Annotated in this window: 22 protein-coding genes, 2 pseudogenes and 1 other annotated feature; of the genes and pseudogenes, 4 read left to right on the forward strand and 20 right to left on the reverse strand. The window is 37.9% G+C overall.

Going from position 1 to position 26,539, the window contains the following annotated elements; translation table 11 throughout:
* Positions 1-39 precede the first annotated feature (39 nt).
* From J2S74_RS12060 to J2S74_RS12075, 4 genes and pseudogenes are all read right to left on the reverse strand, one after another.
* Positions 40-1,617 (reverse strand): ATP-binding protein, encoded by a 1,578-nt coding sequence (locus J2S74_RS12060; RefSeq protein WP_307325963.1) that lies wholly within the window; start codon positions 1,615-1,617, stop codon positions 40-42.
* 104 nt (positions 1,618-1,721) lie between these two features.
* Positions 1,722-2,581: pseudogene (gene kynA / locus J2S74_RS12065) on the reverse strand (tryptophan 2,3-dioxygenase).
* A gap of 183 nt (positions 2,582-2,764) precedes the next feature.
* Positions 2,765-4,942, reverse strand: coding sequence for a DNA topoisomerase III (locus J2S74_RS12070; protein WP_307325965.1), 2,178 nt, complete (start codon positions 4,940-4,942; stop codon positions 2,765-2,767).
* A gap of 277 nt (positions 4,943-5,219) precedes the next feature.
* Positions 5,220-5,345 (reverse strand): annotated as a pseudogene (locus J2S74_RS12075) (arylformamidase); the annotation flags it as partial.
* A gap of 163 nt (positions 5,346-5,508) precedes the next feature.
* Here J2S74_RS12075 and J2S74_RS12080 point away from each other — a divergent pair.
* The gene (locus tag J2S74_RS12080) at positions 5,509-6,870 is read left to right on the forward strand and encodes an IS4 family transposase (RefSeq protein ID WP_307325970.1); all 1,362 of its coding nucleotides are present in this window, start codon (positions 5,509-5,511) and stop codon (positions 6,868-6,870) included.
* Here the strand turns inward: J2S74_RS12080 and kynB are convergent.
* The 3 genes from kynB to J2S74_RS12095 all read right to left on the reverse strand — a co-directional run bounded on the left by kynB (position 6,848) and on the right by J2S74_RS12095 (position 9,746).
* Positions 6,848-7,402: an arylformamidase gene (gene kynB / locus J2S74_RS12085; protein ID WP_307325972.1), complete on the reverse strand. Its 555-nt coding sequence runs from the start codon at positions 7,400-7,402 to the stop codon at positions 6,848-6,850. The genes J2S74_RS12080 and kynB overlap by 23 nt on opposite strands.
* A gap of 1 nt (position 7,403) precedes the next feature.
* Positions 7,404-8,672 carry a kynureninase gene (gene kynU / locus J2S74_RS12090; protein ID WP_307325974.1) on the reverse strand — a complete coding sequence of 423 codons (1,269 nt, stop codon included), beginning with the start codon at positions 8,670-8,672 and terminating at the stop codon, positions 7,404-7,406.
* 222 nt (positions 8,673-8,894) lie between these two features.
* Entirely contained in the window at positions 8,895-9,746 is an 852-nt protein-coding gene (locus tag J2S74_RS12095) for a patatin-like phospholipase family protein (protein WP_307325976.1), read from the reverse strand.
* 117 nt (positions 9,747-9,863) lie between these two features.
* Between J2S74_RS12095 and J2S74_RS12100 the strand changes: the two genes are divergently transcribed.
* A complete protein-coding gene (locus tag J2S74_RS12100; protein WP_307325979.1) occupies positions 9,864-10,586 on the forward strand; it encodes a YwaF family protein in 723 nt (240 codons plus the stop codon).
* On the opposite strand, the gene J2S74_RS12105 is transcribed toward J2S74_RS12100, so the two are convergent.
* From J2S74_RS12105 to J2S74_RS12150, 10 genes are all read right to left on the reverse strand, one after another.
* Positions 10,583-11,524: a DMT family transporter gene (locus tag J2S74_RS12105; RefSeq protein ID WP_307326199.1), complete on the reverse strand. Its 942-nt coding sequence runs from the start codon at positions 11,522-11,524 to the stop codon at positions 10,583-10,585. The two genes, J2S74_RS12100 and J2S74_RS12105, sit on opposite strands and share 4 nt — an antisense overlap.
* A 160-nt stretch (positions 11,525-11,684) precedes the next feature.
* Positions 11,685-12,059: a MerR family transcriptional regulator gene (locus J2S74_RS12110; protein ID WP_307325982.1), complete on the reverse strand. Its 375-nt coding sequence runs from the start codon at positions 12,057-12,059 to the stop codon at positions 11,685-11,687.
* A 142-nt stretch (positions 12,060-12,201) separates the two neighbouring features.
* Positions 12,202-12,930 carry an exonuclease domain-containing protein gene (locus J2S74_RS12115; RefSeq protein WP_307325985.1) on the reverse strand — a complete coding sequence of 243 codons (729 nt, stop codon included), beginning with the start codon at positions 12,928-12,930 and terminating at the stop codon, positions 12,202-12,204.
* 8 nt (positions 12,931-12,938) lie between these two features.
* Complete coding sequence (locus J2S74_RS12120) at positions 12,939-13,898, reverse strand: DUF294 nucleotidyltransferase-like domain-containing protein (protein ID WP_307325988.1); 960 nt, start codon at positions 13,896-13,898, stop codon at positions 12,939-12,941.
* A 43-nt stretch (positions 13,899-13,941) separates the two neighbouring features.
* Positions 13,942-15,210 (reverse strand): ammonium transporter, encoded by a 1,269-nt coding sequence (locus tag J2S74_RS12125; protein ID WP_307325991.1) that lies wholly within the window; start codon positions 15,208-15,210, stop codon positions 13,942-13,944.
* Between the two features lie 350 nt (positions 15,211-15,560).
* A complete protein-coding gene (locus J2S74_RS12130) occupies positions 15,561-16,868 on the reverse strand; it encodes a Zn-dependent hydrolase (protein ID WP_307325994.1) in 1,308 nt (435 codons plus the stop codon).
* Between the two features lie 18 nt (positions 16,869-16,886).
* Complete coding sequence (locus J2S74_RS12135; RefSeq protein WP_307325996.1) at positions 16,887-18,083, reverse strand: alanyl-tRNA editing protein; 1,197 nt, start codon at positions 18,081-18,083, stop codon at positions 16,887-16,889.
* Positions 18,084-18,109: 26 nt separating this feature from the next.
* The gene (locus J2S74_RS12140) at positions 18,110-18,883 is read right to left on the reverse strand and encodes a nucleotidyltransferase domain-containing protein (protein WP_307325998.1); all 774 of its coding nucleotides are present in this window, start codon (positions 18,881-18,883) and stop codon (positions 18,110-18,112) included.
* A 17-nt stretch (positions 18,884-18,900) separates the two neighbouring features.
* Entirely contained in the window at positions 18,901-19,149 is a 249-nt protein-coding gene (locus J2S74_RS12145) for a hypothetical protein (protein ID WP_307326001.1), read from the reverse strand.
* A 366-nt stretch (positions 19,150-19,515) separates the two neighbouring features.
* Positions 19,516-20,610, reverse strand: a complete 1,095-nt coding sequence (locus J2S74_RS12150) for a branched-chain amino acid aminotransferase (RefSeq protein WP_307326003.1) — start codon at positions 20,608-20,610, stop codon at positions 19,516-19,518.
* Between the two features lie 333 nt (positions 20,611-20,943).
* Positions 20,944-21,155, forward strand: a binding site (T-box leader).
* Positions 21,156-21,204: 49 nt separating this feature from the next.
* On the opposite strand from J2S74_RS12150, the gene proB reads away from it, so the two are divergent.
* Both proB and J2S74_RS12160 read left to right on the forward strand, forming a co-directional pair.
* Positions 21,205-22,311, forward strand: coding sequence for a glutamate 5-kinase (proB, locus tag J2S74_RS12155; protein WP_307326006.1), 1,107 nt, complete (start codon positions 21,205-21,207; stop codon positions 22,309-22,311).
* A gap of 13 nt (positions 22,312-22,324) precedes the next feature.
* Positions 22,325-23,572: a glutamate-5-semialdehyde dehydrogenase gene (locus J2S74_RS12160; protein WP_307326009.1), complete on the forward strand. Its 1,248-nt coding sequence runs from the start codon at positions 22,325-22,327 to the stop codon at positions 23,570-23,572.
* Between the two features lie 72 nt (positions 23,573-23,644).
* Here the strand turns inward: J2S74_RS12160 and J2S74_RS12165 are convergent, their stop codons facing one another.
* From J2S74_RS12165 to J2S74_RS12175, 3 genes are read right to left on the reverse strand one after another with little or no spacing between them, the layout of a single operon-like run.
* The gene (locus J2S74_RS12165) at positions 23,645-24,769 is read right to left on the reverse strand and encodes an alpha-hydroxy-acid oxidizing protein (protein WP_307326012.1); all 1,125 of its coding nucleotides are present in this window, start codon (positions 24,767-24,769) and stop codon (positions 23,645-23,647) included.
* A 12-nt stretch (positions 24,770-24,781) separates the two neighbouring features.
* Entirely contained in the window at positions 24,782-25,456 is a 675-nt protein-coding gene (locus tag J2S74_RS12170; RefSeq protein WP_307326015.1) for a methionine ABC transporter permease, read from the reverse strand.
* A complete protein-coding gene (locus tag J2S74_RS12175; protein ID WP_307326018.1) occupies positions 25,446-26,468 on the reverse strand; it encodes a methionine ABC transporter ATP-binding protein in 1,023 nt (340 codons plus the stop codon). The genes J2S74_RS12170 and J2S74_RS12175 overlap by 11 nt, the downstream gene beginning before the upstream one ends.
* Positions 26,469-26,539: the final 71 nt, after the last annotated feature.

The raw sequence follows: 26,539 nt of genomic DNA on the forward strand, positions 1-26,539 counted from the left end.
AGTTCTTCAGCTATATTTCCCATTCTCTTCACTCCTCATTTAGTCTATCGTTGGCAGTAATATTTCAATTGTCGTTCCTTTGTTTTCTTCACTCTTGATATTTAATTGCCCATTATGGGATTCAATAATTTGTTTTGTAACAAGTAATCCTAATCCTGTCCCTTCCTCTTTTGTGGTGAAGAAAGGATTTCCGATTTTTTCTAATACTTTCTCTGGAATTCCAACACCAGTATCTTTAATACTAATAATAAGCTCGTCGTGTGTTATTGGACTAACTTGAATAGAGATAGTACCTCCATTTGAAGGCATTGCTTCAATGGCATTTTTAATAGTATTCACAAAAACCTGCTTTAATTGATTCGGGTCTAAATAGCAGTCTGGAATTTCTCCTTGAAATTCTGTGACACATTGAACGCCCTGCTGCTGGAGTTGGGATTCAAATAATATAGTAACCTCTTTAATAATATTCCTTATATCTATTCTTTGAAAATGGACGGCTTGCGGTTTACCTAGAAACAGCAATTCACTAATGATGAGATCAATACGGTTTAATTCCGATAACATGACCTTAGAATATCTGCTATTTCTTTCATTATCTTTTCCAATAATTTGTATATATCCAGAAATAACAGCTAATGGATTTCGAATCTCATGGGCTAACCCTGCTGCTATCTGACCCAGAGTGGAAAGTTTTTCTGTATTTACTAACTTTTCTTCTGTTATTTTCTTTTCTGTTACATCCCTTAGTATCCCAGTAAGGGCCACTATTTTTCCTTCCATGTCTTTAATTGGAGAAATGGAAACCTCTACATTTTTTATAGATCCGTTTTTACATACATGCTTTGTTTCCAGTGATTGAATAACCTCACCAGATAACACCTGTTTCCACCTTTGATTTGCTTCGCTGACAAATTCTTTAGGAATAATCGGAATTGGTTGTCCCACTACTTCTGCCTTTTTCCAACCATAGAGATTTTCAAAGGCTGGATTTATATCAAGTACCTTTCCATTGAGGTCTCCAACTATAATTGCCTCGGCTGTTTGATTAAAAAATGAATGAAGATGCTCTTGAGTGGAATGTAGCTTATGGTCTGTTGACTTTTGCTTCTCTTCCACCTGTCTCCACAAAGAATTCATAAAACGTATCTGATAAATGAAAAAGATCACCATCAATACAGCAAATAATATAAAATAAGCGATGTCAAAAGAATCCACTTGAAAAAAGATGGTATCAAAGTGATATGTAAAAAAGTAGAGCAATAGGATTAAGGACAAGCTTCCACTCAAGACGATTGCACGATAGCTTTGATATAAACTGCTTAAAATAATACCAAAGAAAATAAAAATATAGTTCACAAGATAAGGATACTGAAAATTTATATAAAACAGATAGACGAAATAACCTACAATAATGGCATACATGGTAATAGATGGTTTTTTGGAAAAATATAATATACTAACGAGACTTAAAGAAACAACTAGTCCAACAGGGGGCCAAATGGTTGAAAAAGCAGGATCTAATCCAAAATAAACGATAGTCATTAATAGATAAAAGACAAATAAAAGGCGAATTAATAGAACATTTCGCCTGTGAATCAAGAAATCTCTGTTACTCATACTGCGGAAGTCCTTTCAACATTGTTGTTATACGTTTGATGTGGGCACATTATGTACTTTATCAAACATTTTGAGAAAAAAATAGTATGCTAGGAAAGTTCCCATTAAAGTTCCGTTCTCAAATCCCACAATTCTGGAAAAAACCTTTGGTCTAATACCTTCTTTAAATAATTTACCCCTGAAGATCCACCCGTTCCCATCTTAAAACCAATAATACGTTCCACCGTTTTTATATGGCGAAAACGCCATTGCTGCAGCCAATCCTCAATATCTACTAACTTTTCTGCAAGTTGATATAAATCCCAATAATCACCAGTGTCCTTGTATACCTTAAGCCAAGCATTACGAACCGTTTCATCAGCCGTATATGGAGTGGAGTAATCCCTTTTTAAGATTTTAGGATTAATTGAAAAACCTGCTGTTGCTAAAGTCTGAATGGAAACATCATAAAGGCTCGGTGCGTAAAAAGCGGATTCTAATTTTTCATGAAGTACTGGATCTTTCTCATAAATCTTTAATACATGATTTGTTTTATACCCTAAGGAAAATTCGATCATTCTGTACTGATAAGATTGAAAACCGGAAGCTTGACCTAATGAATCCCTAAATTCCAAGTATTCCGCAGGAGTTAACGTAGAAAGGACATCCCAGGATGGATAATTTGTGATTGAACCTTTGTTACCCTCGCCAACATTTTAAAAGCTGTTTGAAGATCCCCTTCTTCAATAGAATCAATTGCTGCTCTTATTTCATGAATGATTAGTTTCATCCATAATTCACTTACCTGATGGATGATAATAAATAACATTTCGTCATGATGGTCTGACATCCTTTTTTGACTGTTAAGTATATGATCTAATTGCAAATAGTCCCCATATGTCATGTTATCCTTAAAATCTGTATGGATATTTTTTTCCGATTCATAAGCATAACGATCTTTTTTCCCACCTTGATTATTATCCATAAAAATCATCCCTTCCTCCACTAAGCTTATCCTTAATCTACAATACTATTATAATACTTATCTCTTTATTTCATTAACAAATTTGTGGTAATGGATTACTCAAACAGGAGTAATGTTATAGAAAACAACTAAAATAAAAAGGGTGCTTACAATGGTGAAAAAACCATTCAAGCACCTTCCTTTTTACTTAAACTCCATTTTCCCCATGCTTTCATTCCATATTAACGCAGCATCGAAGGTCTTATCGTTCTTTTGAAACCCCTTAATTACCTTTGTTTTTCCTTCTTCCAACAGTTCTTTAATACTAGACAAAGGGAGACTTTTTCCTAAAAGCTTTTTAGAAATAGTAAAATCACATTTGTTCGCTCTGTAATTAGAGCAGCCGTAAAAGGTTCCCTTATCCACAACTTTCCCATCACATTTTTTACAATTCCCGACGGAAACTGTTCGAGTCTTTTTTCCGAAACCTTTTCCCCTTCTTGGTGCTGCCAATTTAACGCTATCCACATCAATTCCATCAAAGACCCACGTTTTAGATTCTTCCACTGCATCCTTAATAAGTTTGGAAGAAAGCTTTTTCACCTGCTCCATAAACACTGCTGGTGATGCTTCTCCCTCCCCAATCGCACTTAATCGCTGTTCCCATTTAGCTGTCATTTCGGGAGAGGCTAAAATACTTTTGCCAAGAGCTCGAATAAGAAGTTTACCCTTTTCCGTTGCAAAAACACGATTTTTTTGTACAAAAATATATTTTCTATCCTTTAAGACACCGATGATACCAGCCCGCGTCGCTTCGGTTCCTAGACCTTCTGTTCTATTTAAAACCTTCACTAGTTCATCATCTTCAACATGCTTTCCTGCGGTTTTCATAAGAGTAATAAGCTCCCCCTCTGTAAAACGTTTTGGAGCCTGGGTTTTCCCTGCCTTCACATCCACTTTCGGAATTTGGAGTTCATCTCCCTCTTGTAATGAAGGCAATTCTTGATCATCATTAGAAGCAGACTTCTGGTTTTGATTTTCAAATATAACCTTCCTCCACCCCTCCTGTACCGTTTCTTTTCCTTTTGAAATGAAAGTAGCTCTCTTATCTACCAAGCTATGGACCGTTGTATAATCAACAATGGCGTTTTCATAATGGGCAGCAATCAACCGTTTAATAATTAAATCATAGATCTTACTTTCATCACTAGAAAGTTTTTTGGGATCCCTTACTTGCTCTGTTGGAATTATGGCATAGTGGTCCTTTACCTTTTTTTCGTTTACAAACCGCTTATTATTTTCAATGGACTCTACTGGAAGGGGAAAGAATGCTTCATAGGCTTCTACCTCACTTATTTTCTGAATAATATCAGGAAGCATTTTTGCCTCTTCTTTCGTAATAAAACTAGAATCAGATCGTGGATAAGATATGATCCCTTTCAAATAGAGCTTCTGTGCAATATCTAATGTTTCCTGAGGAGAATATTTATAAAGCTTATTAGCTGTAGCTTGTAAAGAAGATAAGTTAAATAAATATGGTGGTTGATAAGACTTCCTTTCCTTTTCTATGGACGATATTTCTCCCATTTTACCTTTACAAAATTCAGCAATCCGACCTGCCATTTCCTTGTCCTTTATGCGGGTTTCTCCGTCCTTATTCCATTTCCCTTGAAAAAGGGAATCATCCTTTTGGAAAGTAGCAACAACCTCCCAGAATGGCTCCGATTTAAAATTATTGATTTCTTCTTCACGCTTAACAATGAGAGCTAAAGTTGGAGTTTGGACACGGCCAGTGGAAAAAACATCTGAGAAACCTTGCTGTTGTAGAAGAAGTGTATAGGCACGGGAGGCATTAATACCAACAAGCCAATCTGCACAGGATCTGCTGATTGCTTCATAATATATATTCCTTGTATCCTTTTCATCTAGTAATTGATTAAAGCCTTGAGTAACTGCGTTTGGAGTAAGGGATGAAATCCACAAGCGTTTCGTAGGCTTATTGTTTTTACATAATCCTAAAATAATCCTTACAATCGCTTCACCCTCACGCCCTGCATCACTTGCTATAATTACCTCATTTACGTTTCTACGGTGCAGTAAGTCCTTAATAATATTATATTGCTTCCATTTAGACTTCATTACTTGGTGCTGGAAGCGGTCAGGTACGATTGGTAAAGTATTCATAGACCATTTTTTCCATTTAGATTCATATTGCTCTGGTGGCACTAGTTCACACAAATGCCCAACGGCCCACGTTAAATAGGCCCCTTCTGGAAATAGATTACAAGGTTTTATTTCTATGTAACCAGTTTTCTTTTGACTGTTAAAAGGAGCTGCTAGTTTAGCCCCTTGATCAGGTTTCTCAGCTATGATTAATTTCATAACCATCCCGCCCTCTATTTTCTATTAACGAACATTCGTTTCCATTATAATGTATTGCAGAACAAAAGCGCAAGCGCCTTGTCCACGAGCGACCAGCAAATGCATCTGCCCGATAAAAAGTGCTTTTTACTTTTAATCGGGCAGATCATTTGACCTCGAGCGAGTAGGCGCTGAAGCTAGACGTTATTAATAATAAATAAACTTTTCCACAAGAGTGAAAAATATAATTTTCTAAACCATAAAAAAATGCATCCAATATATAGATGCATTCTTGAAATTATAATGGCCTTACTACCGCCCGAACAGGACTTCCATCCCCCTCTTTTATTGCTAGGGGAAGAGCAATTAATTCATAGTCGCCGATACTCAAACTATCAAGGACGACATTTTCTAATATACTCAACTTTCGCACATAGAAAAAGTTGATAGTATTAATTGGCTCTAAAGCTAGAAGTCGTTCAAGTATGGTCATTGACAGGAAAATTATGCATGAAAAAACACCCCATCGTTTGGTATAGTTGATTTGACTAGAATCACACATACCATACAGAAGAGGTGTCTCCTATATGATAGCGAATAATGACCAAAATAAGCAACTACCAAATGAACTTAAATCGACTTTTAAAGAATTACATGTTTTAAAACATCTTCGAAAAGCTGGTATTACAAAGTCTTTTGGCTTTTCTTGTTCTTACCTATTTCAATTAATTTTTTGTTTGATCTTTGAAAACAAGAACTGGTTTCGAACTTTAGAAAGTATGAAATCTGCCGATTTACCAGCAAAAGATACCGTTTACCGTTTCTTAAATCAATCTACTTTTTCGTGGAGACGCTTCTTAACATTCCTTAGTGCTCACACAATTGGAAAGGTTACAAAGCTTACGGATCACAATCGCCCTAAAGTATTGGTTTTAGACGATTCTTCCTATGATCGAAATCGTAGTAAGTCAGTTGAATTATTAGCACGTTGTTTTGATCATGCTTCTCAAAAAATGCGCTTTTATAAAGGCTTTCGTATGCTTACTCTCGGATGGACAGATGGTGCAACCTTTATTCCTGTTGATTTTTCTTTATTAAGCTCTACGAAAAGTAAAATTAACGGAATTTCAACTAAAGTCGATAAGCGTAGTTGCGGGTACAAACGACGACTTGAAGCTCTACAAACTGCACCAGAGCAAATACCTGATATGATCCAACGTGCCATGAATGCTGGAATAGATGCTTCCTATGTTTTAATGGACACATGGTTTACCCACCAACCATTAATTAAAGACATAAAAGAACAAGGTCTTGATGTCATTGGTATGGTTAAGAATTTAAAACAACGCTATCTTGTAAATGGCAAACGAGTGAGTCTGAAAGAACTCTATTGTCTAGCTACACCTGTCGAAGGGAAGAAGGGATTACTTCGTTCCATTCATACTACTCAAGCTAATGATGTTCCTGTCAAAGTTATCTTTGTTCGTAATCGCAATAAAAAAAGCGAGTGGTTAGCCATTTTAAGTACAGATTGCACATTGAGTGATCAAGACATCATCCGTATATACGGAATGCGTTGGGACATTGAGGTTTTCTTTAAAACCACTAAGTCCTTATTAAAACTCCAGAAGGAGTTTCAAAGTCGTTCATACGACTCCTTAATTAGTCATACAACCATTGTCTTCGCACGATACATTGTGCTATCTTGGCAAAACCGCTGCAGCACGGACCAAAGAACATTAGGTGGCATGTTTTATGAGCTTTGTGATGAAATCAGTGAGCTCGATTGGGCTATTGCATTACAGCAATTAATCGAGCTTCTTGAAGATACCCTAAAAGCGACTAATAAAAAAATACAAAAGTTAATCAAAAGTCAATTACAACAATGGATCGCAGGCTTACCTAATTATATCAAGGCATACCTGCCTATTTCAGTCTGCGAAAGTTGAGTAATATATAAATTCCGTTTTCATATAAAGCATGGTGTCCTTCTAAATCTTTACTATCTAAAGGGTCTACAGATGGAACGTTAACACCAATTAATTTAATCCCTTGTTCCTTTAAAAACTCAGCACCATCCCTCGTCACATAAGGAATATCCTTTGGAAAGACAGTTGGATTATTTTTAATAGACGTTCTAATTAAAAGGCGTGCAATACCATCCAAATTAAATTGGGAAAGGACTTCCCTATTCATTTCCTTAGCATCTCCAATGTCAATTAGACGACTCGCTCCTATGTATATATTTAAATCTATGTCTAAAACTCTTTGACCATCATTTTTAAAATGAAAGGGAGCATCAATATGGGTGCCAATGTGGGTGCTCGTGGTTATTTGACCGATATTCACAGAACCTGTCTCCTCTTTGGGATAGGCAACCTCATATGAAAATGGTGTATCTCCTGGCCAGTGAGCAATATCCTTAGATAAAGGCTGTGAAATATCGATCCACTGATTTTCTTGTTGATTCTGATTGAACATCCTACGCAATCACTCCCCGTATATTTTCAAATTGCTTATATTGTTCCTCTTCCATAATTCCCTTTAGCTTTTGTACAGTCAACCATACCTCTTCAAATGTGTTATACAAGGCAACAGGGGCAATTCTTATTCCATTTGGGGATCGAAAATCAGGTATGACATTGTTCGCCTTAAGTGCTTTACAAATTCTTGCTGCTTCAGGATGTTCCAAAAAGAGATGTCCACCGCGCTTCTCATCTTCTTTTGGACTTCTAATGACAAAGTTATATGGAGCTAGTTCTTCTTTTATTAGCTCCTGCATATAAGAGGTGAGCATTAAAGACTTCTTACGTATATTATCTATCCCTGCTTCATTAAACATGGATAGGGAACCGATTATCGGGGCTAGGCTTAATATATGGGGTGTACCCATTTGAAAGGCTCCTGCATTTTTTTCTGGGGTTAATTGATGTTCCATATCAAATTGTTTATCTTTCTTAGAACTGAACCAGCCCGCAAGTCCAGGTTTGGTACCGAAATGTTGTTTATTTACATACAGTCCTGCAACGGAACCAGGCCCTCCATTTAAATGCTTATAGTTGCACCAGAAAGCGAAATCCACGCCCCAAGCACTAAGCTCATGGGAAATAGCTCCTATGGAATGGCATAAATCAAACCCAATGATAATATTTCGCTTATGGGCTTCCTTTGTTAATCTCTTCATATCTAAAATTTGACCGCTTCTATATAAAATACTAGGTAGAACAATAAGGGCTATCTCTTCTGTCATTTCTTTAATAATATCTTCTTCCTTTAAAAAGTGACCGTCCGTACTTATAGCCTTTAGTAGATGTGTTCGGTGGTTGTAGCCCTTAATCTCAAGCTGACTTTGTAAAGCGTATATATCGGTAGGAAAAGCCAATTCATCTGCTAAGATTTTTGTTTTATTACCATTAGGCATATAAAAAGAAGCAACTAATTGATGAAGGTTGCTTGTAGTTGATCCTGTAACAACCACCTCTTCTTTACCTGCACCAACCAAAGACGCCATTTTTTCCCCTAAATTTTCCGATAAGTAGAACCAAGGATTATCTCCCTCTGTCCATCCATCTATTCCGTTATCTCTCCAAGACTGGAGAACATTAAGGAGGGATGCTTCTGCACGTTTGGATAATAGACCAAGAGAGTTTCCGTCCAAATAAATTTGTCCTTCTTTTATGTAAAATTCCTTGCGATATTTACTTAGATTATCCTGCTTATCCATCTCCTTAGCATATTCTCGAGTGAACATTCATAAGACCCCCTTGTATTATTGTTGAGGCCACTGAAAAAGGACGTTTTTTCCCTTTTTCAGTGGTCTCGAAGCAATCAGCGAAGCCGTTGCAAGTTTTTAAAGCCTGCTATGAGTGGTTTTTTCATAGCAGGCGCGCAACGCGCGGAGCGATTGCTATTTTCTCAGCGAAAAATATATGACTTTTTCAGTGGCTTCATTATTGTTTCATACTAGTCTCTGTTATTGATTAAGCCAGCGAATTAGACTTCCCCATTGATTTTTTGCATCATTATAGCCTAAGTGATATAAATCTAGTAGTCGTTTTTCGTTCCTTTCTATGGGACTCATTGGGAGGGGAATACTTGGTTGAATGATAAAGAGATTCCCTTTTTCTTCCTCTGTTTTTATATATGCCAATGTATCATTATAAATCATGTGGCGTTTTCTTAAAATAGTAGCTATTTTTGGGTACTTGTTATAAACAACCTTTGCTAAATAGTTTAATTTATTGGGCTTATCTGTAAACCCAGGGCTATTAGTCATAATTATTACATTTTTTTTATGTCCATCCTGTTGTGCTTTTTTTAGTGGAATCGGATCAACTAGTCCGCCATCCAAGAGCTTTTTCCCTTTAAAATCTACAATGGGAGCTATGAAAGGAAGTGAACTAGATGCACGAATTACCTTTAATGTATCGAACCCAATCTCATGTTTATTATAATAAACCGCTTCTCCCGAATGACAATCCGTAGTTCCAATGTAGAATTTTTCTTCCCCTGCCAAAAAAGTCTCAAAATCGAAAGGGATAATTTTATTAGGGATTTCATCAAAGAGAAAATCCATTCCAAATAATTGCCGTTTAAGTAGTATGTTTCTATAGGAAAGATAACGGGGGTCTTTAACGAGCCCTATATTCACCCGTTTGTTTCTCCCCTTTTGTTTAGATAAATAAGATCCTGCCATACATGCACCAGCAGAAACACCAATAACATAAGGGAAAAACAAGTTTTGTTCCAAAAAAAATTCTAATACTCCGGCAGTATATAATCCTTTCATACCACCGCCCTCTAATACAAGTCCACATTTATGCATAATCCAAACCTCAATTTTAATGTTAAGTCTATTATAAACGAACAAAGGATTGTATACTATTAGTTAAACTGAACAGGCTTACTTATATGCTGAAATTTGGAAAGGAGCAGCACTATAATGGATATTCTCCTTTTGTTTCAACAATTTTTCAACCCTTCTGCCTATCGGGATTATGCATTATTCTTATCACAAGCACATCTCTCTGTGTTATTATTCTTCCTTTTGACTCTTGTATGGTTATACGTCTATCGCAATAAACCTTACATGAGTAAAGTTAGGTGGATACTCTTTGGTGTGTTAGTCTTCACAGAAATAGCCTTAATCACATGGACAATTACCAATGGATTTTGGGACATCCGATACAATCTTCCACTTCATTTATGTACAATTAGTCTATTTTTAAGTGCTTATATGTTATTAACGAAAAACTACCGGATCTTTGAGGTTCTCTATTTTTTTGGCTTAGGTGGGGCAATTCAGGCAATGCTTACTCCTGATTTAACTTACACCTTTCCCCACTTTCGTTTTTTTCATTTTTTTATTGCCCATATAGCAATTATACTTGCGGTTCTTTATATGGTTTGGATCTTTAAGTATACTGTCACCATCGGTTCTTTAATCAAGTCATTTATTGTCCTAAATGGACTTGCTTTAATAGCTTTTTCAGTGAACCAATTAACAGGTGCAAACTACATGTTCTTAGCTAGAAAACCACAAGGACCAAGTATGCTAGACTGGTTAGGGCCTTACCCTTGGTATATTCTGTCCCTTCAGTTGATTGTTCTGGTCATCTTTTTCTTACTCTATTTACCATTCCGGCAGAAAAAAACATCCTCCTAGGCGGAATGATGTTTTTTTGTTTCCTGTAATTTTTTATTCCCTTGTCTATCCTTTCGTTTCATATCCATATAACCTGTACCTAGAATAACCCCTGTTACAATAAGAATAAATCCAATTACTTGTGTAAACAGAATTTGTTCACCCAGGAAGAAAAATGCTCCGATTAAAGAAAAGAATGGTACCAAATTATTAAAAATGGCTGTTTGTCCTGCACCAATTTCCTGAATGGCAGCATTATAAAAAATATGCCCTAATCCAGTCGCAAGAACGGCAGATATAACTATAATGCTCCAAACAAAAGCTGTTCCTTCTTGTAATTGACTATACCCTTGAGGTTCAAACAATAGACTTGCACTAAAGAGGAATAAGGATCCAAGCAATAAAATGACAGCGGTCATTTGTTTCGAGGATAAGGTAGCTGTAACTTTTTTTATGACAATAAAGCTTAAGGCTTGTAGTACCATGGAAATAAAAACAAACAAATCACCTCTGGAAATCCCCGCAACACTTCCATTACCTTGAACAACAACAATAGTTACTCCAACAAACCCTAGTGTAATCCCGAGGGAACGGAGCCATGTTAGACGCTCTTTAAAAAAAATCATTGTTAAAATAACAGTGGTAAGTGGAATTAACCCTAAAATTAATGATGCATTAGATGCAGTCGTTTCCATGATTCCTACAGCCAAAAGGGCATGATGGCCTAATTGTCCTAAAAGGGCCGCAAACGTAATATACGCCCACTCTTGTTTTGTTAATTTACGCAAGTCCCTTAAAAAATATAAAACGATGATTGCTGCCATACCAGCGATAAAAATTCTCATGCTTTGCATAGCAATGGGTGGCACATGCTCCACTAGAAATTTAACAGCAACGACATTTAATCCCCACAATATCATTACAATAACTAATAAACTATAGGTAATTGGCCGTGACAGTGTTAACCCTTCTTCCTTTTTTAATTACTCAGCATAATAAGTACCTTACTTTTATTCTGTACTTTATGAAAACATAGAAGGAACTTTTAGTCAACTAAAATAAGGGGCAATCATTTGCATTGAACAAATACTAGTTAGCCCCTTAGAAACTATTATTCTTTTAATCATCACTCTGCTCTTGACTTTCCTTTCTTTCATCTCCTCTCATCTGAACCCGGACTAAAATTTCCTCTAACTCTTCCTTTGAAAAGGAATTAACAACCTCATCCTTTAATATGAGATTTTCCCTTTGCTCCTTTGACGAAAAAATAGCTTTGATACCTGCAACATTTACCTTTTTATCAATAAGAGCCTTAATTTCCGATAGTCGCTCTATATCATTTAACGAAAAAATTCGTTGATTTCCCTTATTCCTAACAGGATGGAGTAGACCTTGTTCTTCGTAATAACGTATTTGCCTTCCAGATAAATTCGTTACTTCCTCTACAAAGCTTATTGGGAATATGGCTAAATGACGAGGAATCTTATTAATCACGACATCCCCTCCTTACGATTGTTCCTTGCCCCGTTTTATAGAAAGTAAACTTTGAAAATACAAATCATGGTTGACGTTTGCTACTAGAGACAAGATTATACCATTTTCATCTTCTTTGGTTCGAATCTTTATTTGTATAGGGCTACCTCAAAGATGCTATGTGAGTGTAGACATCTTTAAGATTCTCATAACCTAGTTTTGTTATAGCTCGAATATTCGCTGCCCATAACTCAGCAGTAGCATGTGCATCGTGTAAAGCATGATGTCGTTGCTTTATTTCAATACCGAAGTGGATACAGCATTCATCAAGGGTAATCAGGTTAATTTCCGGAACCACAATTTGTGTAAGAAATTTCGTATCAACAATCCGTTGCTCAAATCTAGTTTTTAACACAGACCAAGTCACATGCTGCATAAAGTTCCTTTCATGATTCGCATGATGAGCCACAAGGGTGCTCCCTTTAATAAATTGAAAAAATTGGATGAGCACACTTTCAATTAAAGGTGCTTCTTTAAGATCTATCGCCTTTATTCCCGTCAGCTCTTCTATTTCCTTTGATGGCCCTTGATCACTTTGAATAAGGGTATAAAAAGTTTCCCCTTCTAAAACCTTATCTCCTATAACCTTTATCGCTCCTATTGAAAGAACTCGATCTCCCTTGTTGGGGTAAAAACCCGTTGTTTCTATATCAAATACAACCACTTTTAACTGAGAAAGAGGAACTTCAAGAACATTTTCTTTTTTTAATTCCCTTTGGAGCTGTCTAATATAAGCCACCTGCCCCGCATCCCTTTGACTCAAGACGGACGTATACAAGTTGGGGCCAATTTTCCCTGATAGCTGTTTAATAAAGTGAATCATTGGATTCATGATATATCTTAAACCCCTTTATCTATTAGAGCTTTCGTTTCTTCGTAAAGCCGATATCCATTCTTAGCAATTCTCTTTAGTTCGTGTTTTTCCTTCGTTGTTAGATTACTTATTTTAATAAAATGTACTTCATCGTAATTCTTGCAGTCCAATAATAAACATAAACGATTATTTAATAGATTAATAAAATCTTTCTCGTAAATTTTGAGGGTACTAAATTTTTCCGGAAGTTGGTGAAAACGAGAAAGTGTAGAGGACTTCGTCATTTGCTCTTGGATGGCGATAAGTCTTAAAGCATTAACATATGGAAAAAAAATTGTCTCCTTTAAATGAATAGTTCCCGCCTTTTCCCCATATTGTTTTGGTAAAAACTGCCCAAATAAACCAATAGCTTTTTTTACATTTCCAATATTTTGTTTGAAGCGTGTGATTAAATGAGGTGATTTATCAATTTGAGAAAAGCTCAATTCCTTTAGCTTTAACAGAAGTGATTTATCCCCTACTAAAACTCTGGAATCAAAGAATATGGAATAGTTCCGAATGGAATTCCAGGTTGCCTTTTCAAGCCACTGGATAAGTTGCTCTTCCCACTTTTTTAAAGATTTACACCAAAGGGGATTAGATGACATGACATTGCCTTCACACAGCTCATAGCCACATAAGGATAAACCTTCCGTTATTTTCGTTCCTAATTGTAGATAGTAATCTTGATGTTCCTCTAAACCATCATAAATAATCCCATGGTCTTGATCACTCCAAATTGTTTGTTCAAATCTCCCTGCACTGCCCATAAGAAAGAAAGCAAAGTGAGCAGGGGGAGGTCCCCACTCACTTTCTACCTTCTTTAATGCCGTGTGAACAATTCCTTTCATCAACTCATCGTGAAATTCATTTAAAAGCTGATGGCTAGTAGAAACCTTCACTATTTGTTGTTGGCGATATTGTCGTAATTGTTCGAAACTCTTCATTATCATCAGTCTCTTCTTAATTAGAATGGAAGATACGTATTAACTATGCGCTTTGTGAACCATTTGTTTTTGGCATGTTTTCAGGATAACCATAGCTTCCGTGCTCACTTAAGTCAAGCCCAACAAGCTCTTCTTCTTCAGAAACACGAATGCCACCCATAACCTTGACCATAACCTTAAGAATAATAAAGGAAAGAACGAATGCGAAAATACCAGAAGATACAACACCTATCGTTTGAACTCCCAATTGTGTTAATCCACCACCATAGAATAATCCAGCCTGACCTCCATTCATCGCCGCAAGCTCAGGTGTAGCAAAGAAACCAGTTGAGATTGTCCCCCAGATACCTGCAGTACCGTGAACAGACAGAGCAAAGATCGGATCGTCAATTTGTTTTTTCTCAAAGAATCTCATACTTCCATAAACGATAAGCCCAGCGATGATACCAATTAGAACGGAAGCCCAGGGAGCTACGAATGCACATGATGCAGTGATAGCAACTAGACCTGCTAAAGCACCATTTAACATTGTAGGAACGTCTGCTTTTCCTGCTACTGCCCATACAATTAACATTGCTGCGATGGCACCAGCCGCTGCGGCTAATTGCGTGTTAAGTGCTACATATCCGAAGAATGCATCGTCTACTCCTAATGTACTACCAGCGTTAAATCCAAACCAACCAACCCAAAGTAGAAGTACACCTAGTGCTGTATAAACTTGGTTGTGACCTGCTAATTCGTTAGCTGAGCCGTCTTTGTTGTATTTACCAATGCGTGGTTTAAGAATGATTGTTGCAGCTAATGCTGCCGCAGCTCCAGTTAAGTGAACGACTGTGGAACCAGCGAAATCTTGTTTTCCAAGAGCCCCTAACCAACCATCACCCCAGATCCAGTGAGCAACAACTGGGTAAACGATAGCGGAGAACGCAACAGCAAATACTAGATAAGCAGTTAATTTAGCTCGCTCTGCGAAACCACCAAAGGCAATGGTCAATGCGATTGCAGCGAATGCTAATTGGAAGATAAAATCTACGGATCCTGCTAATCCGTCAACTACTGAAGTAAAGTCACCATAGAAGAAATCAGATAAACCTATAAAAGCATTTCCTTCTCCATAAATAAATCCATAACCTACTGCCCAGAAAACTAGGGAAACAATCCCGACTGAAAAGATCGTTTTACCCGCAATATGTCCCGCATTCTTCATTCTTGTGGAACCAGCCTCTAACAGGATAAATCCACCTTGCATAAGTAGAACTAGTGTGAAACAGATGATAATCCATACATTGTTCATTAAATAAATTGGATCCATAATAACCTCTCCCTTTTTGTGTAAGTGTTGTTAACATCTGGTGTTAACTCCTTTGTTAATTGTAATTATACTTTTTAAATTTTCTGACACAACAAAGTTGAGAGGTTATCTGACAAGGTATTTGGAAGAAAACGGTTACAACATTGGAATAGTAGGAAACGTTGATTTTACAAGGTTTTGGTGGAAAGTTAAGTTGGAAGGGTAGAGTTTTGGTTGTTGAATTGCCAGGAGGGGGAGGTCAGCGTAATGAGGCTCTTATGATGACCTTTTGCTTGATGTTACACTCGATTCGAGCTCCATAAAGGGAAAAACATATTTCACAACTCCGCCCCCACAGAAAAACTCATAATCTATTTCACCAATTCCTCCACCATGTTTTTCAAAACATGTATAGTTGCTACACAGTCATTAAGGGACGACCATTCCTTCGGATTATGACTCACCCCATCCTTACTTCTAGTAAACAGCATTGCTGCAGGGACCTTCCTTCCAACAATCATAGCATCATGTCCTGCTCCGCTTGGCAGGTAATACGGCCGATAACCCAGTTTCTCCACTGCTGCCTTCCCTTTCCGCTGCATTTCCTCTGAAACTGGCACCGGCATGATTCGAGTTTTTTCATTCATTTCCACGGAGACTCCTCTTTCAGCTGCAACCTGTTCCCCTAACAGGACAATTTTTTCCACAAGCTCATCTCTCGTCTCTTCATGAATGTCCCGGATATCTACTGTCAAGGTTACCTTTCCTGGAATAACATTGACCCCATTAGGATAAACGTGTAACCTACCTACCGTAGCTACGGCAGATGGACTGACAACAGATGGCAATTCCTCCACTTTACTCACAAAGCGACTAGCCGCGATCAAGGCGTCAGCTCGATCGTCCATCGGTGTATTGCCTGCATGTCCTGCCTCTCCAATAAAGGAGATTTCCATCCAGCATGGCCCAGCAATTCCTGTGACTATCCCAACAGGCAGATCTTCCTTTTCCAGGCGCTTCCCTTGCTCAATATGGACCTCCACAAATGCTGCAACCTCCGAAAGAACCCTCTCCGATGTAAAAAAATGATCCACTGATAAGCCATACTCCGTTAATACCTGCTCAAATGAGTTGCCGTAGACATCCACAAGCTTCAACATATGTTCACGGTCAATTTCTCCAATCATAGCCTCACTTCCTAATAATCCTCCATTAAAACGGGATCCTTCTTCATCCGTAAAGATAACAACTTCATAAGGTTTATTCGGAACAAAACCTGTTTCCCGCCAAGCTTCCACCACTTCTAATGCGGCCAAAACTCCCAATGGACCATCAAAATGACCTCCGTTTGGAACGCTGTCTACATGAGACCCGGATAGGACAGCTGCCTCGCCCTTAACCTTCCCTTCAAGCCTTCCAAACACATTTCCAGCCCCATCTTCCCTTACCGAAAGGCCAGCCTCCTTCATCCAAGATTTCACCAGTTCTTTCGCTTCCCGCTCTTCCTTTGAGAAACCCATTCGGCTGGACCCACCTTCTGGAGTTAAACCAATCCTTGAAAGCTCCGCTAAACGATTGGCCACCCTGTGACCGTCTATTCCAGAATGGCTATACTGTTGGTGATCGTACTCACCCATCAATTTTTTAAAAAATTGGTTGGCAAACTCTTCCGTTTCCATACATTACTCCCTCCTCCATTATTTTACAATAAACTTCTTCGCATGCTCTACTAACTCCTTGCTGGAAATCAAAGCTTCCCCTCCACCTTGAGCAAAGGCAGGGGTTCCTCCCCCTCTCCCATTTATTAATGGAAGAAGTTCTCCAATCAGTTCTTTCATATTTATATCGGCACCATTCCCTCTGCCGCACACCAACTGAAGCTGCTCCCCATTTTCACTCACTAGGACAACAACCCCTTGTCCATCCTTTTCGACTACTAGCTTTGCAAACTTTTGGAGCTCCTTCATGGATCGATCCTTAAACTCCTCAAAAACCAGTTTTTGCCCATTCCATTCTATACTTTTTCTTAACAGGGCATCTCCTTCAACATCCATTAAGATTCTCTGATTATTTTGAAGCTCCTTCTCCAACTCTTTATTTGTGGCTAACAACCGATGAACGGCTTCACCAGCCTTTTCAGGTGGGGTGCTTAATAATTGGCTAATTTCCATTAACACTTTATTTTTTTCATGGAGGTGCTGGAGAACGCGGCTTCCACAAACGAAATGAATTCGGACCTTCTTATTTTGTCTTTCCCATTGAAAAATTTTTAAAGCAACTACCTCTCCTGTTGATGTAGGATGAGTGCCTCCGCATGCGTTGTAATCATAGTCAGGTATAATAACAAGGCGAATATTATCCCTTACAGTAGGTGCTTTTCTAAGGGGATATTCATTCACTTCACTTTCCCTTATCCATTTTGTCTCGATGGACCGATTCTCTAAAATAATTTCATTCGCCCTTTCTTCTGCTTTACGCAATTCATCTTCTGTAACCTCAGAAGTATCAATATCAATGGTTGACGTTTCTGTTCCTAGGTGAAAAGATAAAGTCTGGAACTGAAAAAGCTCCACGAATGCTGCCGAAAGTATATGCTGGCCCGTATGCTGCTGCATATGGTCAAAGCGACGTTCCCAGTTGATCTTGCCGGTAACATCTTCCCCTTCCACAATAGTTTCATTTATGTAATGACGTACCTCTCCATCCACATCTTCTACATTCGTTACTACATAACCGTTCAATGACCCCGTATCATTTGGTTGTCCACCCCCAGTGGGATAAAAGGCAGTCTCTTGTAAAACCACATACGTCCCATTACTATCCTCTTCACACCTTAGTACCTTTGTTTGAAACTCCTTTATGTATGGATCTAAGTAATATAATTTGTTTTCCAAAATCCTTTTCCTCCTTCATCATAAACCTATCCTCTCTCCCAAACACGATGTAGTGTATTTACAAATAAAGTGTCTAATTTTATATCACTATTTACTTTTCGCCCTGAGGGAATGGATTTTACAACTCCATCCAATCTGTTAAGCTCTTCTTCTACAAAGAGCTGGAATTCCTCCACAATTCCCCTATCTAATGCTGTATCCTCTGTAAGTGCTTTTACCAAATGATGACTACCATTATACATTTTTTTTGGTAAAACTTCTTCTGCAAGCTTTTGAAAGCTTATGGGTGCAATGGAGACATGTTGTTCCACCCATTTACAAATCAATATTGGTCTTAATACCCTAAATAGTTTTTTCATAGAGCTGGCACTACCCTTAAGATAATCCTTATAATTTCCCCTAGCCATACTCACATAATGGTGCATATACGCCAAGGGTGAGAATAATTCCGAAGCAGTGTTCTTTATATGTTCCATTACTAGTAATTCCTCATAATAAACAATACCGCTAGTTAACCATTCTAGTAAAGAAGGATTGGATTTTCGTAGAAGTCTAAGGGTTTTTCTTAAATCCCATCCATGAAGATCTAACGCCGAGCTAAAAGGGACTTCTATAACATCTCTTTTTTCATCAATAGATAAATACCATTCTAGGGGATGAATATAGATAAACCGCACATCATAATCACTCTTTTCAGTTGAAAGACCATATGCCCTGCTTCCTGCTTCACAGGCATAAAGAATTTTAACATGATGTTTTGTTTCAACCTTTTTTAGACTATCGTTGATTAACTGTTCCATCCCTTTTTCTCTCCCTGTTAAAAACTTTGGCTCTTTTGTATAGATTGCTCCTGCGCCACTTCGTTTGCTCGTCGCAGGGAAATTAGTGCTCCTGCGCCACTTCGTTTGCTCGTCGCAGGGAAATTAGTGCTCCTGCGCCACTTCGTTTGCTCGTCGCATAAGACCATGTTGTTTTTAAATATATATTTTGGGTTTGGATACACTACAGGCGGTTCAATTACACCTAAGGGCAGCCCACGTCCTGCGTCTGCGATTACTCGACGCAAACTACTCGAGGAAGCGTCTCAGGTCCCGCTTGTGGGCAACGGCGTAATGTCGCCATCTTGGCTCCCGCGGGCAACGCTTCAGCCTCCTCAGGCCGTGTCTCTTCCTCTGCGAGTATCGCTTTGGAGCTGCATCCAAGAGTCATCGTAAACGATGACGCTCCGAGACAACTCGAAGCGTATTCGTGAAGTAACGCTCGTCCCTGCGGTGTCTTCAGCCATTGCTTTTCCCGCTGGAGTCGCACCCTTTCGCTCCTCCAAGCCTTTAAAAAAAGCAACAAAGTTTGCAAAAAAATAGTCAAATATTATTATGTTATTTTTACCTAGTAAAAAAACTCCATTAATCTAAAATGGAGTTTTTTCTTTACTCTAATTACCCTGTTTCGTTACCTTTTCTTTTACTTTAATAGTCCAACCGTAAGGATCTGCAAGTTTTCCAGTCTGTATACCAGTAATGTTGTTATATAATTTCTTTGCTAGATCACCTGTTTCTCTATTATTAATGATAATTGTCTTTTCCTTCCATTGTAACTCGCCTACTGGAGAAATAACTGCAGCGGTTCCTGTTCCAAAAACCTCCTCCAGTTCACCTTTATCGTAAGCAGCAAAAACCTCGTCAATGGAGATTTTTCTTTCCACTACAGTATGACCCCAATCTTTTAACATTTCGATAATGGACATCCTAGTAATTCCCTCTAAAATACTTCCGCTTAATGCTGGAGTAATTACTTCCCCATTGATTTTAAAGAAAACATTCATACTGCCAACCTCTTCAATATATTTCTTTTCAAGCGCATCAAGCCATAATACTTGAGATTGACCGTTTCCACTTGCCTTTTCTTGAGCATTATACGATGCGGAATAGTTTCCACCTGTTTTTGCTGTACCAGTTCCTCCCCTTACCGCTCTTGTAAACTCATCCTCCACATAAATCCCCACAGGATGAATTCCCTCAGGATAATAGGAGCCAACAGGAGATAGAATTATCAAAAATTTATAGGAATGGGCAGGTGCGACCCGTAAATTCCGCTCTGTAGCAATAATAAATGGCCTAATATAAAGGGAAGTTCCCTCTGAATTTGGAACCCAATCCCTTTCTAAATCAATGAGTTCAATTAAATAATCCAGTACTTGTTCTTCATCAATTGCAGGAATACTTAATCGATCATTGGAGCGGTTCATCCTCTCCATATTCTTGTCAGGTCTAAATAATAAAATTTCATCATCTTCTGTCCTGTATGCCTTTAACCCTTCAAAAACTGATTGACCATAATGAAAAATCATGGAAGCAGGATCTAATGTGATAGGTTGATAGGGCGTAATTCGTGGATTATACCACCCTTTATCAACTTCATAATCCATGACAAACATATGATCAGTAAAATATTTTCCAAACCCTAACTTATCAGGTTCAGGCTTCTGTTTTAAATTATTAGCTCTCACCGTTTGCAGCTTCTTTTCCACAAATACCTCTCCTCACTACAGTTGCATTATTTTAAAGCGTTAAAATTTTCTTATTTTTCCTATTGTAAAAACTTATGCGGAATATTACAAGAGGAAAAAATAAAAATTACACGAAAGCCTATTTAACACCACCCGACATCTTTTTACTAACAATTGAGTCTTTTCTACAGAATATATAAATTAACATGGCTCTTTTCGTATAGATTGCTCCTGCGATTACTCGTCGCTGTAGTCGCGCCTTTTGCTTCTCCAAGCTTTTTTTAAAAGCAACAAAGCTTGCCAAAACAGCCATTGACATATACTATATAAATATCAGATAATTAGTAAAAATAAAGCGAAGCAATGAAAGGGATTAGTAAACTGAATGTTGATCGTCAGAGAGTGGAATTCACCGGCTGAAAGATTCCATCGTTCCAACCCAGTTGAACCTGCCCTCGAGCTGTTAGAAAACTAACCGTCCAACCAGCGTTAATGGTTTTTAAGTGGGTATATTTAATATACCAACAAAGGTGGTACCGCGGATAACATGTAACTCCGTCCTTTTTTGGACGGAGTTTTTTAATTATATTTGGACTTGAAAATGAGGGGTTTGAGATGAGCAAAAAACGTATTGTAGTAAAGATCGGCAGTAGTTCTTTAACAAATGAAAATGGTGGATTAAGCCACGAAAAATTAATTGAACATACGAACGCCATTGCAGAGCTAAAGAAAAATGGCCATGAAGTTATTCTCATATCTTCTGGAGCTGTTGCAGCAGGATTTAAGTTATTAGGATACCCAAGTCGTCCAGTAAAAATTGCCGGGAAGCAAGCAGCTGCTGCTGTAGGACAAGGATTACTTATTCAAGGTTATACAGATGCCTTTCGAGAACATAATTTAGTTGCAGCACAGTTGCTTCTTACCCGTAATGACTTTAAAAGCCAAGAGCAATATCAAAATGCCTATTCTACCCTTTCTGAGTTGTTAAAAAGAAACATTATACCAATTATTAATGAAAATGATTCCACGTCCATTGCTGAATTAACTTTTGGAGATAATGATATGCTTTCAGCTTTAGTAAGTGGTCTCGTGCACGCTAATTATCTCATTATCTTAACGGATATAAACGGGCTTTATGATGAAGATCCAAGGGCAAATACTAATGCCAAAAAATATCACTATATACCGGAAATAACAGATAATCTATTAAAAAATGCAAAAGATACTGGATCTAAGCTGGGTACTGGCGGTATGCGTTCCAAGGTAGAAGCAGCAAAGACTGCCAATTCCCTAGGTGTAAATCATATTTTTATAGGAACTGGAATTGGTAAAAGAAAGCTGATTGACATCATTGATGGTAAAGGTGATGGAACATATATAGGTAAACCGGATCAAAAAATTGTAAAAAATAAAAAACAATGGATTGCCTTTCACTCCGCAATAAAAGGGAAAATCTTTATTGACCCTGGTGCTAAAAATGCTGTCCTCCTTCAAGGAAAAAGCTTGTTACCTGTTGGAATTAAAGAGATTCATGGCACATTTCAAGCAGGAGATGTGGTTGAAGTTCTGAGTATGGATGGAAAGCTTCTGGGAAAGGGCCAGGTAAACTATTCCTCTAATCAGCTTGAGTCTATTAAAGGGAAAGGCAGTAAAGAGGCAAAACGAACCACAAACAGTGATTTCGTAGAGGCAATTCATAGGGATCATCTAATAACTTACTAAGGAGGAGAAATAAATGGAAGAGTTAATTCAAAAAGCAAGTTTGTTAAAAAATTTAACTAGTGAGCTAGGTGCTTTATCTACTACTGATAAGAACGAAGCACTCCTGCTAATCGCTGATGAATTGGAAAATGAAATTGAATTTGTATTAGAAGAAAACAAAAGTGACGTACTTAAAGGAGAAGAAAAGGGTTTATCCCCATCGTTAATTGACCGTTTAACTCTAACGGAATCACGAATAAAAGATATGGCTCAAGCCCTACGGCTTTTAGTAGAGCTGAAGGATCCAATTAAAGAAGTCATCTCTGAAACTACACGACCTAACGGATTAATTCTTAAAAAAATTCGGGTACCATTAGGGGTTATTGGGATGATTTATGAAGCCCGTCCAAACGTAACAATAGATGCAGCAAGTCTTTGTTTAAAAACTGGGAATGCTGTTTTACTAAGGGGAAGCTCTTCTGCTCTGCACTCCAACAAAGCACTTGTTTCTGTTATTCACAAGGCGTTAGGGAAAAGTAACATTCCAAAAGATGCCGTTCAATTATTGGAGGATACTAGCCGGGACACAGCAGAAAAAATGTTCACATTAAATGACTATTTGGATGTGTTAATTCCACGTGGAGGGGCTTCTCTCATTCAAACAGTTGTAGAGAAGTCATCCGTTCCTGTATTAGAAACGGGTGTTGGAAATTGTCATATTTATATAGATGATAGCGCTGATAAACAAATGGCCATTGATATTACTGTCAATGCAAAAACACAGAGGCCATCCGTTTGTAATGCTGCTGAAACTGTGTTAATTCATGAAAAATGGGCAGTGGAGCACTTTAAAGAGCTTGTTGAGAAGTTAGCTGAAAAGGGCGTTGAGCTTCGCGGAGATCAAAGGGCATTACAGTTGGATAATCGACTAGTAGCTGCATCAGAAGAAGATTGGGATACAGAACATTTGGATCTTATTTTATCTATAAAGGTAGTGTCATCAATAGAAGAGGCAATGGAGCATATTCAAATCTACGGAACCAAACACTCAGAAGCCATCATTTCTGAAACGAAAGATAATGTGGAGAAATTCTTTACCTATGTAGATGCTGCAGCATTATATCATAACGCCTCTACCCGTTTTACAGATGGATTTGAATTCGGATTTGGTGCAGAAATTGGTATTAGTACACAAAAACTTCATGCACGGGGTCCAATGGGACTAGAAGCCATGACATCCACAAAATATATAATTTTGGGAACAGGCCAAATCCGATCTTAACCTTTCGTACACAATGTTAAAAAATGAATCCAAAAATCCGCACCCTTCTACTATAAGGATGCGGATTTTAACTTAATATACTCTTTCCACGATGGAACAATCAATATCTTTTACGGACGTTTTTCCTGTTAAGGCTAAACTTGTGTCCAAATCGGCAACCAAGTTTTGTAGTACTTCACGAACCCCGTTTTCCCCATCCACTAATCCATAAACAAATGGACGGCCAATGAGGACCGCGTCTGCGCCTAATGCCAGTGCTTTAATGATATCCGTTCCTCGTCTAACTCCACTGTCAAACAAAACTGAAATCCTACCATTAATCACCTCGACAATAGAAGGCAATGCTGCAAGGGTACTTCTAACACCGTCTAACTGACGACCACCATGATTGGAAACGATTATTCCGTCTATTCCGTGTTCTATGGCCAATTGAGCATCGTCTTTATGCAAAATACCCTTCAATATAATAGGTAATCTTGTTTGCTGCTTAAGCCAACCAAGTTTTTCCCAAGTTATGCTTTGGTTTAATAAGATTTTTCTAATGGCATTGATTAATTCATTCGTATCTAGCAATCCGTCTCTGTTATATTTCTCTTGAAAGACAGGGTCATTAACAAAATTTGCAATTCCTGCTCCAGTTTGCATTGGAAAATATTGATTTTGCAAATCCCTTTCTCTCCATCCTAGGACCGTTGTATCCACTGTTACCACAATTGCATCATAGCCAGCTGCTTCAGCTCGTTTTACAAAGCTTGTAGCTACCTCGTCATCATTAGGCCAATATAACTGGAAATACCGTGGTGAACCAACGGAAGCTTCACCAATTTCCTCTAGGGAAAAGGAGGATACAGTGCTTGCTATATAAGGAACAGACAAAGAGGAAGCAGCTCTTGCAGAAGCTAATTCCCCTTCCGGGTGAACTACCGTTTGAAAGCCTACTGGTGCAAGGAAAAATGGGACAGCAAGCTTCTTCTCAAATAGGGAAGTTGTTAAATCCCTTGTTTCCACATTCGTAAGTACCCTAGGAATAATATCCCATTCCTTGAAGGCTTGTACATTTTTTTGTAATGTTTCCTCACCACCAGAACCACTTTGAACGTAATCAAAGGCACCTTTACCTAACTTATTCTTTGCTGTTTCTTCCCATTTTTCAAAAATAATCGTCTTGGAGTCATTAACGGGTAAAGCTGTACTCAAGTCCAACTCCCCCTAATCCTTTTTCATTTTCGCAGCGAGCCTGTTTCCGATAGATTGAATCCCTTGTATAATGATAATTAATATAACAATAGTGACATACATCACTTCCGGTTCAAAACGCAAATGACCGAATCGGTAAGCGACGTCACCTAAACCACCTGCACCAACTAAACCGGCCATTGCTGTTGCCCCAATTAAACCAATGATAGCAATCGTTATTCCAAGTATAATAGATGGCCTTGCTTCTCGGACCATAACATGCCAGATAATATGTCTTGTTTTAATTCCCATCGCCTCATAGGCTTCCAAAATCCCTTTATTAACTTCTAACAATGCTGATTCCATTAATCTAGCAATGTATGGTGCTGTGTAAACAACTAAAGGAACAATTACCCCTTTAACTCCCATGGATGTCCCAACAAGAAAGCGGGTGAATGGTAGTAAAAAGAAAAGCAAAATAATAAATGGAATAGAACGAGTAATATTTATGAAAACATTCAATGTTTGATAAACATATTTGTTTTCCAAGCTTTTGTTAGGACGCGTTAATACAAGTAAAACACCTAATGGGAGACCAATAATCACGGAGATAGCTAAAGAGATAGACACCATTTGGAAGGTCTCAAGAGTGGCCTTCCAAATCATACCGCCCCAGCGATCATAAAATTCTACAATACTATAGTTCATCAATATTCACCTCATCTACTCGGACGCCTTCTTCTCTTAAGTATTCCATTACTTTATCTGTTTCAGCTTTTTCACCTTGGATATGGGCTACCAACCTTCCATATGGTTGTGTTTTTAATTGAATGATGTTACCAGATAAAATGTTAGTGTGTACATCAAACTTCTTGGAAACCATGGAAAGTGACGGCCTCCCAGCAGATTCTCCAACAAAAGTAAGGGTTACAATCGGGCCTTGTTGTTTCATAACATTTAGTCCCGCTTCAGGTATATCGTGTGGGAATAAACTATTTACAAATTTCTTTGTCGTTTCCTTCTTAGGATCAGAATAAAGTTCCATAACTGTACCCTGTTCAATAATCTCACCATTTTCCATCACCGCAACATGATCACAAACCTTTTGGATAACATGCATTTCATGGGTGATTAGTAGAATGGTTATTCCAAATTCCTTATTGATTTTTAATAAGAGGGCAAGAATAGATTCCGTTGTTTCAGGGTCTAAAGCACTCGTTGCTTCATCACTTAATAGTACCTCCGGTTCGTGAGAAAGGGCTCTCGCAATGGCCACCCGCTGCTTTTGTCCCCCTGAAAGCTGACTAGGATAGGATTCTTTCTTATCTTGAAGTCCAACAACCTCCAAATACTTATCCACTCTTTTTGCAATTTCATCTTTTGAAACACCTGTTAATTTTAAAGGAATTGCAATATTTTCGTATACCGTTGCCGTTTGTAATAAGTTAAAGCCTTGGAAAATCATCCCGATTTTCTTCCTAGCTTCCCTTAGTTTTGCAGGAGACAATGAATTCATCTTTTGACCATTAACATATACGTCACCAGAACTAGGCTTCTCTAAAAGATTTACACAACGAATAAGTGTACTTTTACCAGCACCACTATATCCAATAACTCCATAGATTTCTCCTTTTTTTACTTCGAGGGAAACATCCTTTAATGCTTCTACTTCTTTATTCTTTGAATAAAACGTTTTTGATATATTTTTTAACTGAATCATTTTTAGTACCCCTTATGAGAGTTTGTCGTCAATAAACTTGATAATAGAAAATGAATGCCCCAAAAATTTGA

The sequence above is a fragment of the Evansella vedderi genome (assembly GCF_030813435.1).
Taxonomy (GTDB): Bacteria; Bacillota; Bacilli; order Bacillales; family Salisediminibacteriaceae; genus Evansella; species Evansella vedderi.

What these genes read in the sequence shown, in the direction of transcription:
- J2S74_RS12060 (WP_307325963.1), bottom strand. Translation starts at nt 1,617, where the DNA reads ATGAGTAACAGAGATTTCTTGATTCACAGGCGAAATGTTCTATTAATT.
- J2S74_RS12070 (WP_307325965.1), bottom strand. Translation starts at nt 4,942, where the DNA reads ATGAAATTAATCATAGCTGAGAAACCTGATCAAGGGGCTAAACTAGCA.
- J2S74_RS12080 (WP_307325970.1), top strand. Translation starts at nt 5,509, where the DNA reads ATGATAGCGAATAATGACCAAAATAAGCAACTACCAAATGAACTTAAA.
- kynB (WP_307325972.1), bottom strand. Translation starts at nt 7,402, where the DNA reads ATGTTCAATCAGAATCAACAAGAAAATCAGTGGATCGATATTTCACAG.
- kynU (WP_307325974.1), bottom strand. Translation starts at nt 8,672, where the DNA reads ATGTTCACTCGAGAATATGCTAAGGAGATGGATAAGCAGGATAATCTA.
- J2S74_RS12095 (WP_307325976.1), bottom strand. Translation starts at nt 9,746, where the DNA reads ATGCATAAATGTGGACTTGTATTAGAGGGCGGTGGTATGAAAGGATTA.
- J2S74_RS12100 (WP_307325979.1), top strand. Translation starts at nt 9,864, where the DNA reads ATGGATATTCTCCTTTTGTTTCAACAATTTTTCAACCCTTCTGCCTAT.
- J2S74_RS12115 (WP_307325985.1), bottom strand. Translation starts at nt 12,930, where the DNA reads ATGAATCCAATGATTCACTTTATTAAACAGCTATCAGGGAAAATTGGC.
- J2S74_RS12120 (WP_307325988.1), bottom strand. Translation starts at nt 13,898, where the DNA reads ATGAAGAGTTTCGAACAATTACGACAATATCGCCAACAACAAATAGTG.
- J2S74_RS12125 (WP_307325991.1), bottom strand. Translation starts at nt 15,210, where the DNA reads ATGGATCCAATTTATTTAATGAACAATGTATGGATTATCATCTGTTTC.
- J2S74_RS12130 (WP_307325994.1), bottom strand. Translation starts at nt 16,868, where the DNA reads ATGGAAACGGAAGAGTTTGCCAACCAATTTTTTAAAAAATTGATGGGT.
- J2S74_RS12140 (WP_307325998.1), bottom strand. Translation starts at nt 18,883, where the DNA reads ATGGAACAGTTAATCAACGATAGTCTAAAAAAGGTTGAAACAAAACAT.
- proB (WP_307326006.1), top strand. Translation starts at nt 21,205, where the DNA reads ATGAGCAAAAAACGTATTGTAGTAAAGATCGGCAGTAGTTCTTTAACA.
- J2S74_RS12160 (WP_307326009.1), top strand. Translation starts at nt 22,325, where the DNA reads ATGGAAGAGTTAATTCAAAAAGCAAGTTTGTTAAAAAATTTAACTAGT.
- J2S74_RS12170 (WP_307326015.1), bottom strand. Translation starts at nt 25,456, where the DNA reads ATGAACTATAGTATTGTAGAATTTTATGATCGCTGGGGCGGTATGATT.
- J2S74_RS12175 (WP_307326018.1), bottom strand. Translation starts at nt 26,468, where the DNA reads ATGATTCAGTTAAAAAATATATCAAAAACGTTTTATTCAAAGAATAAA.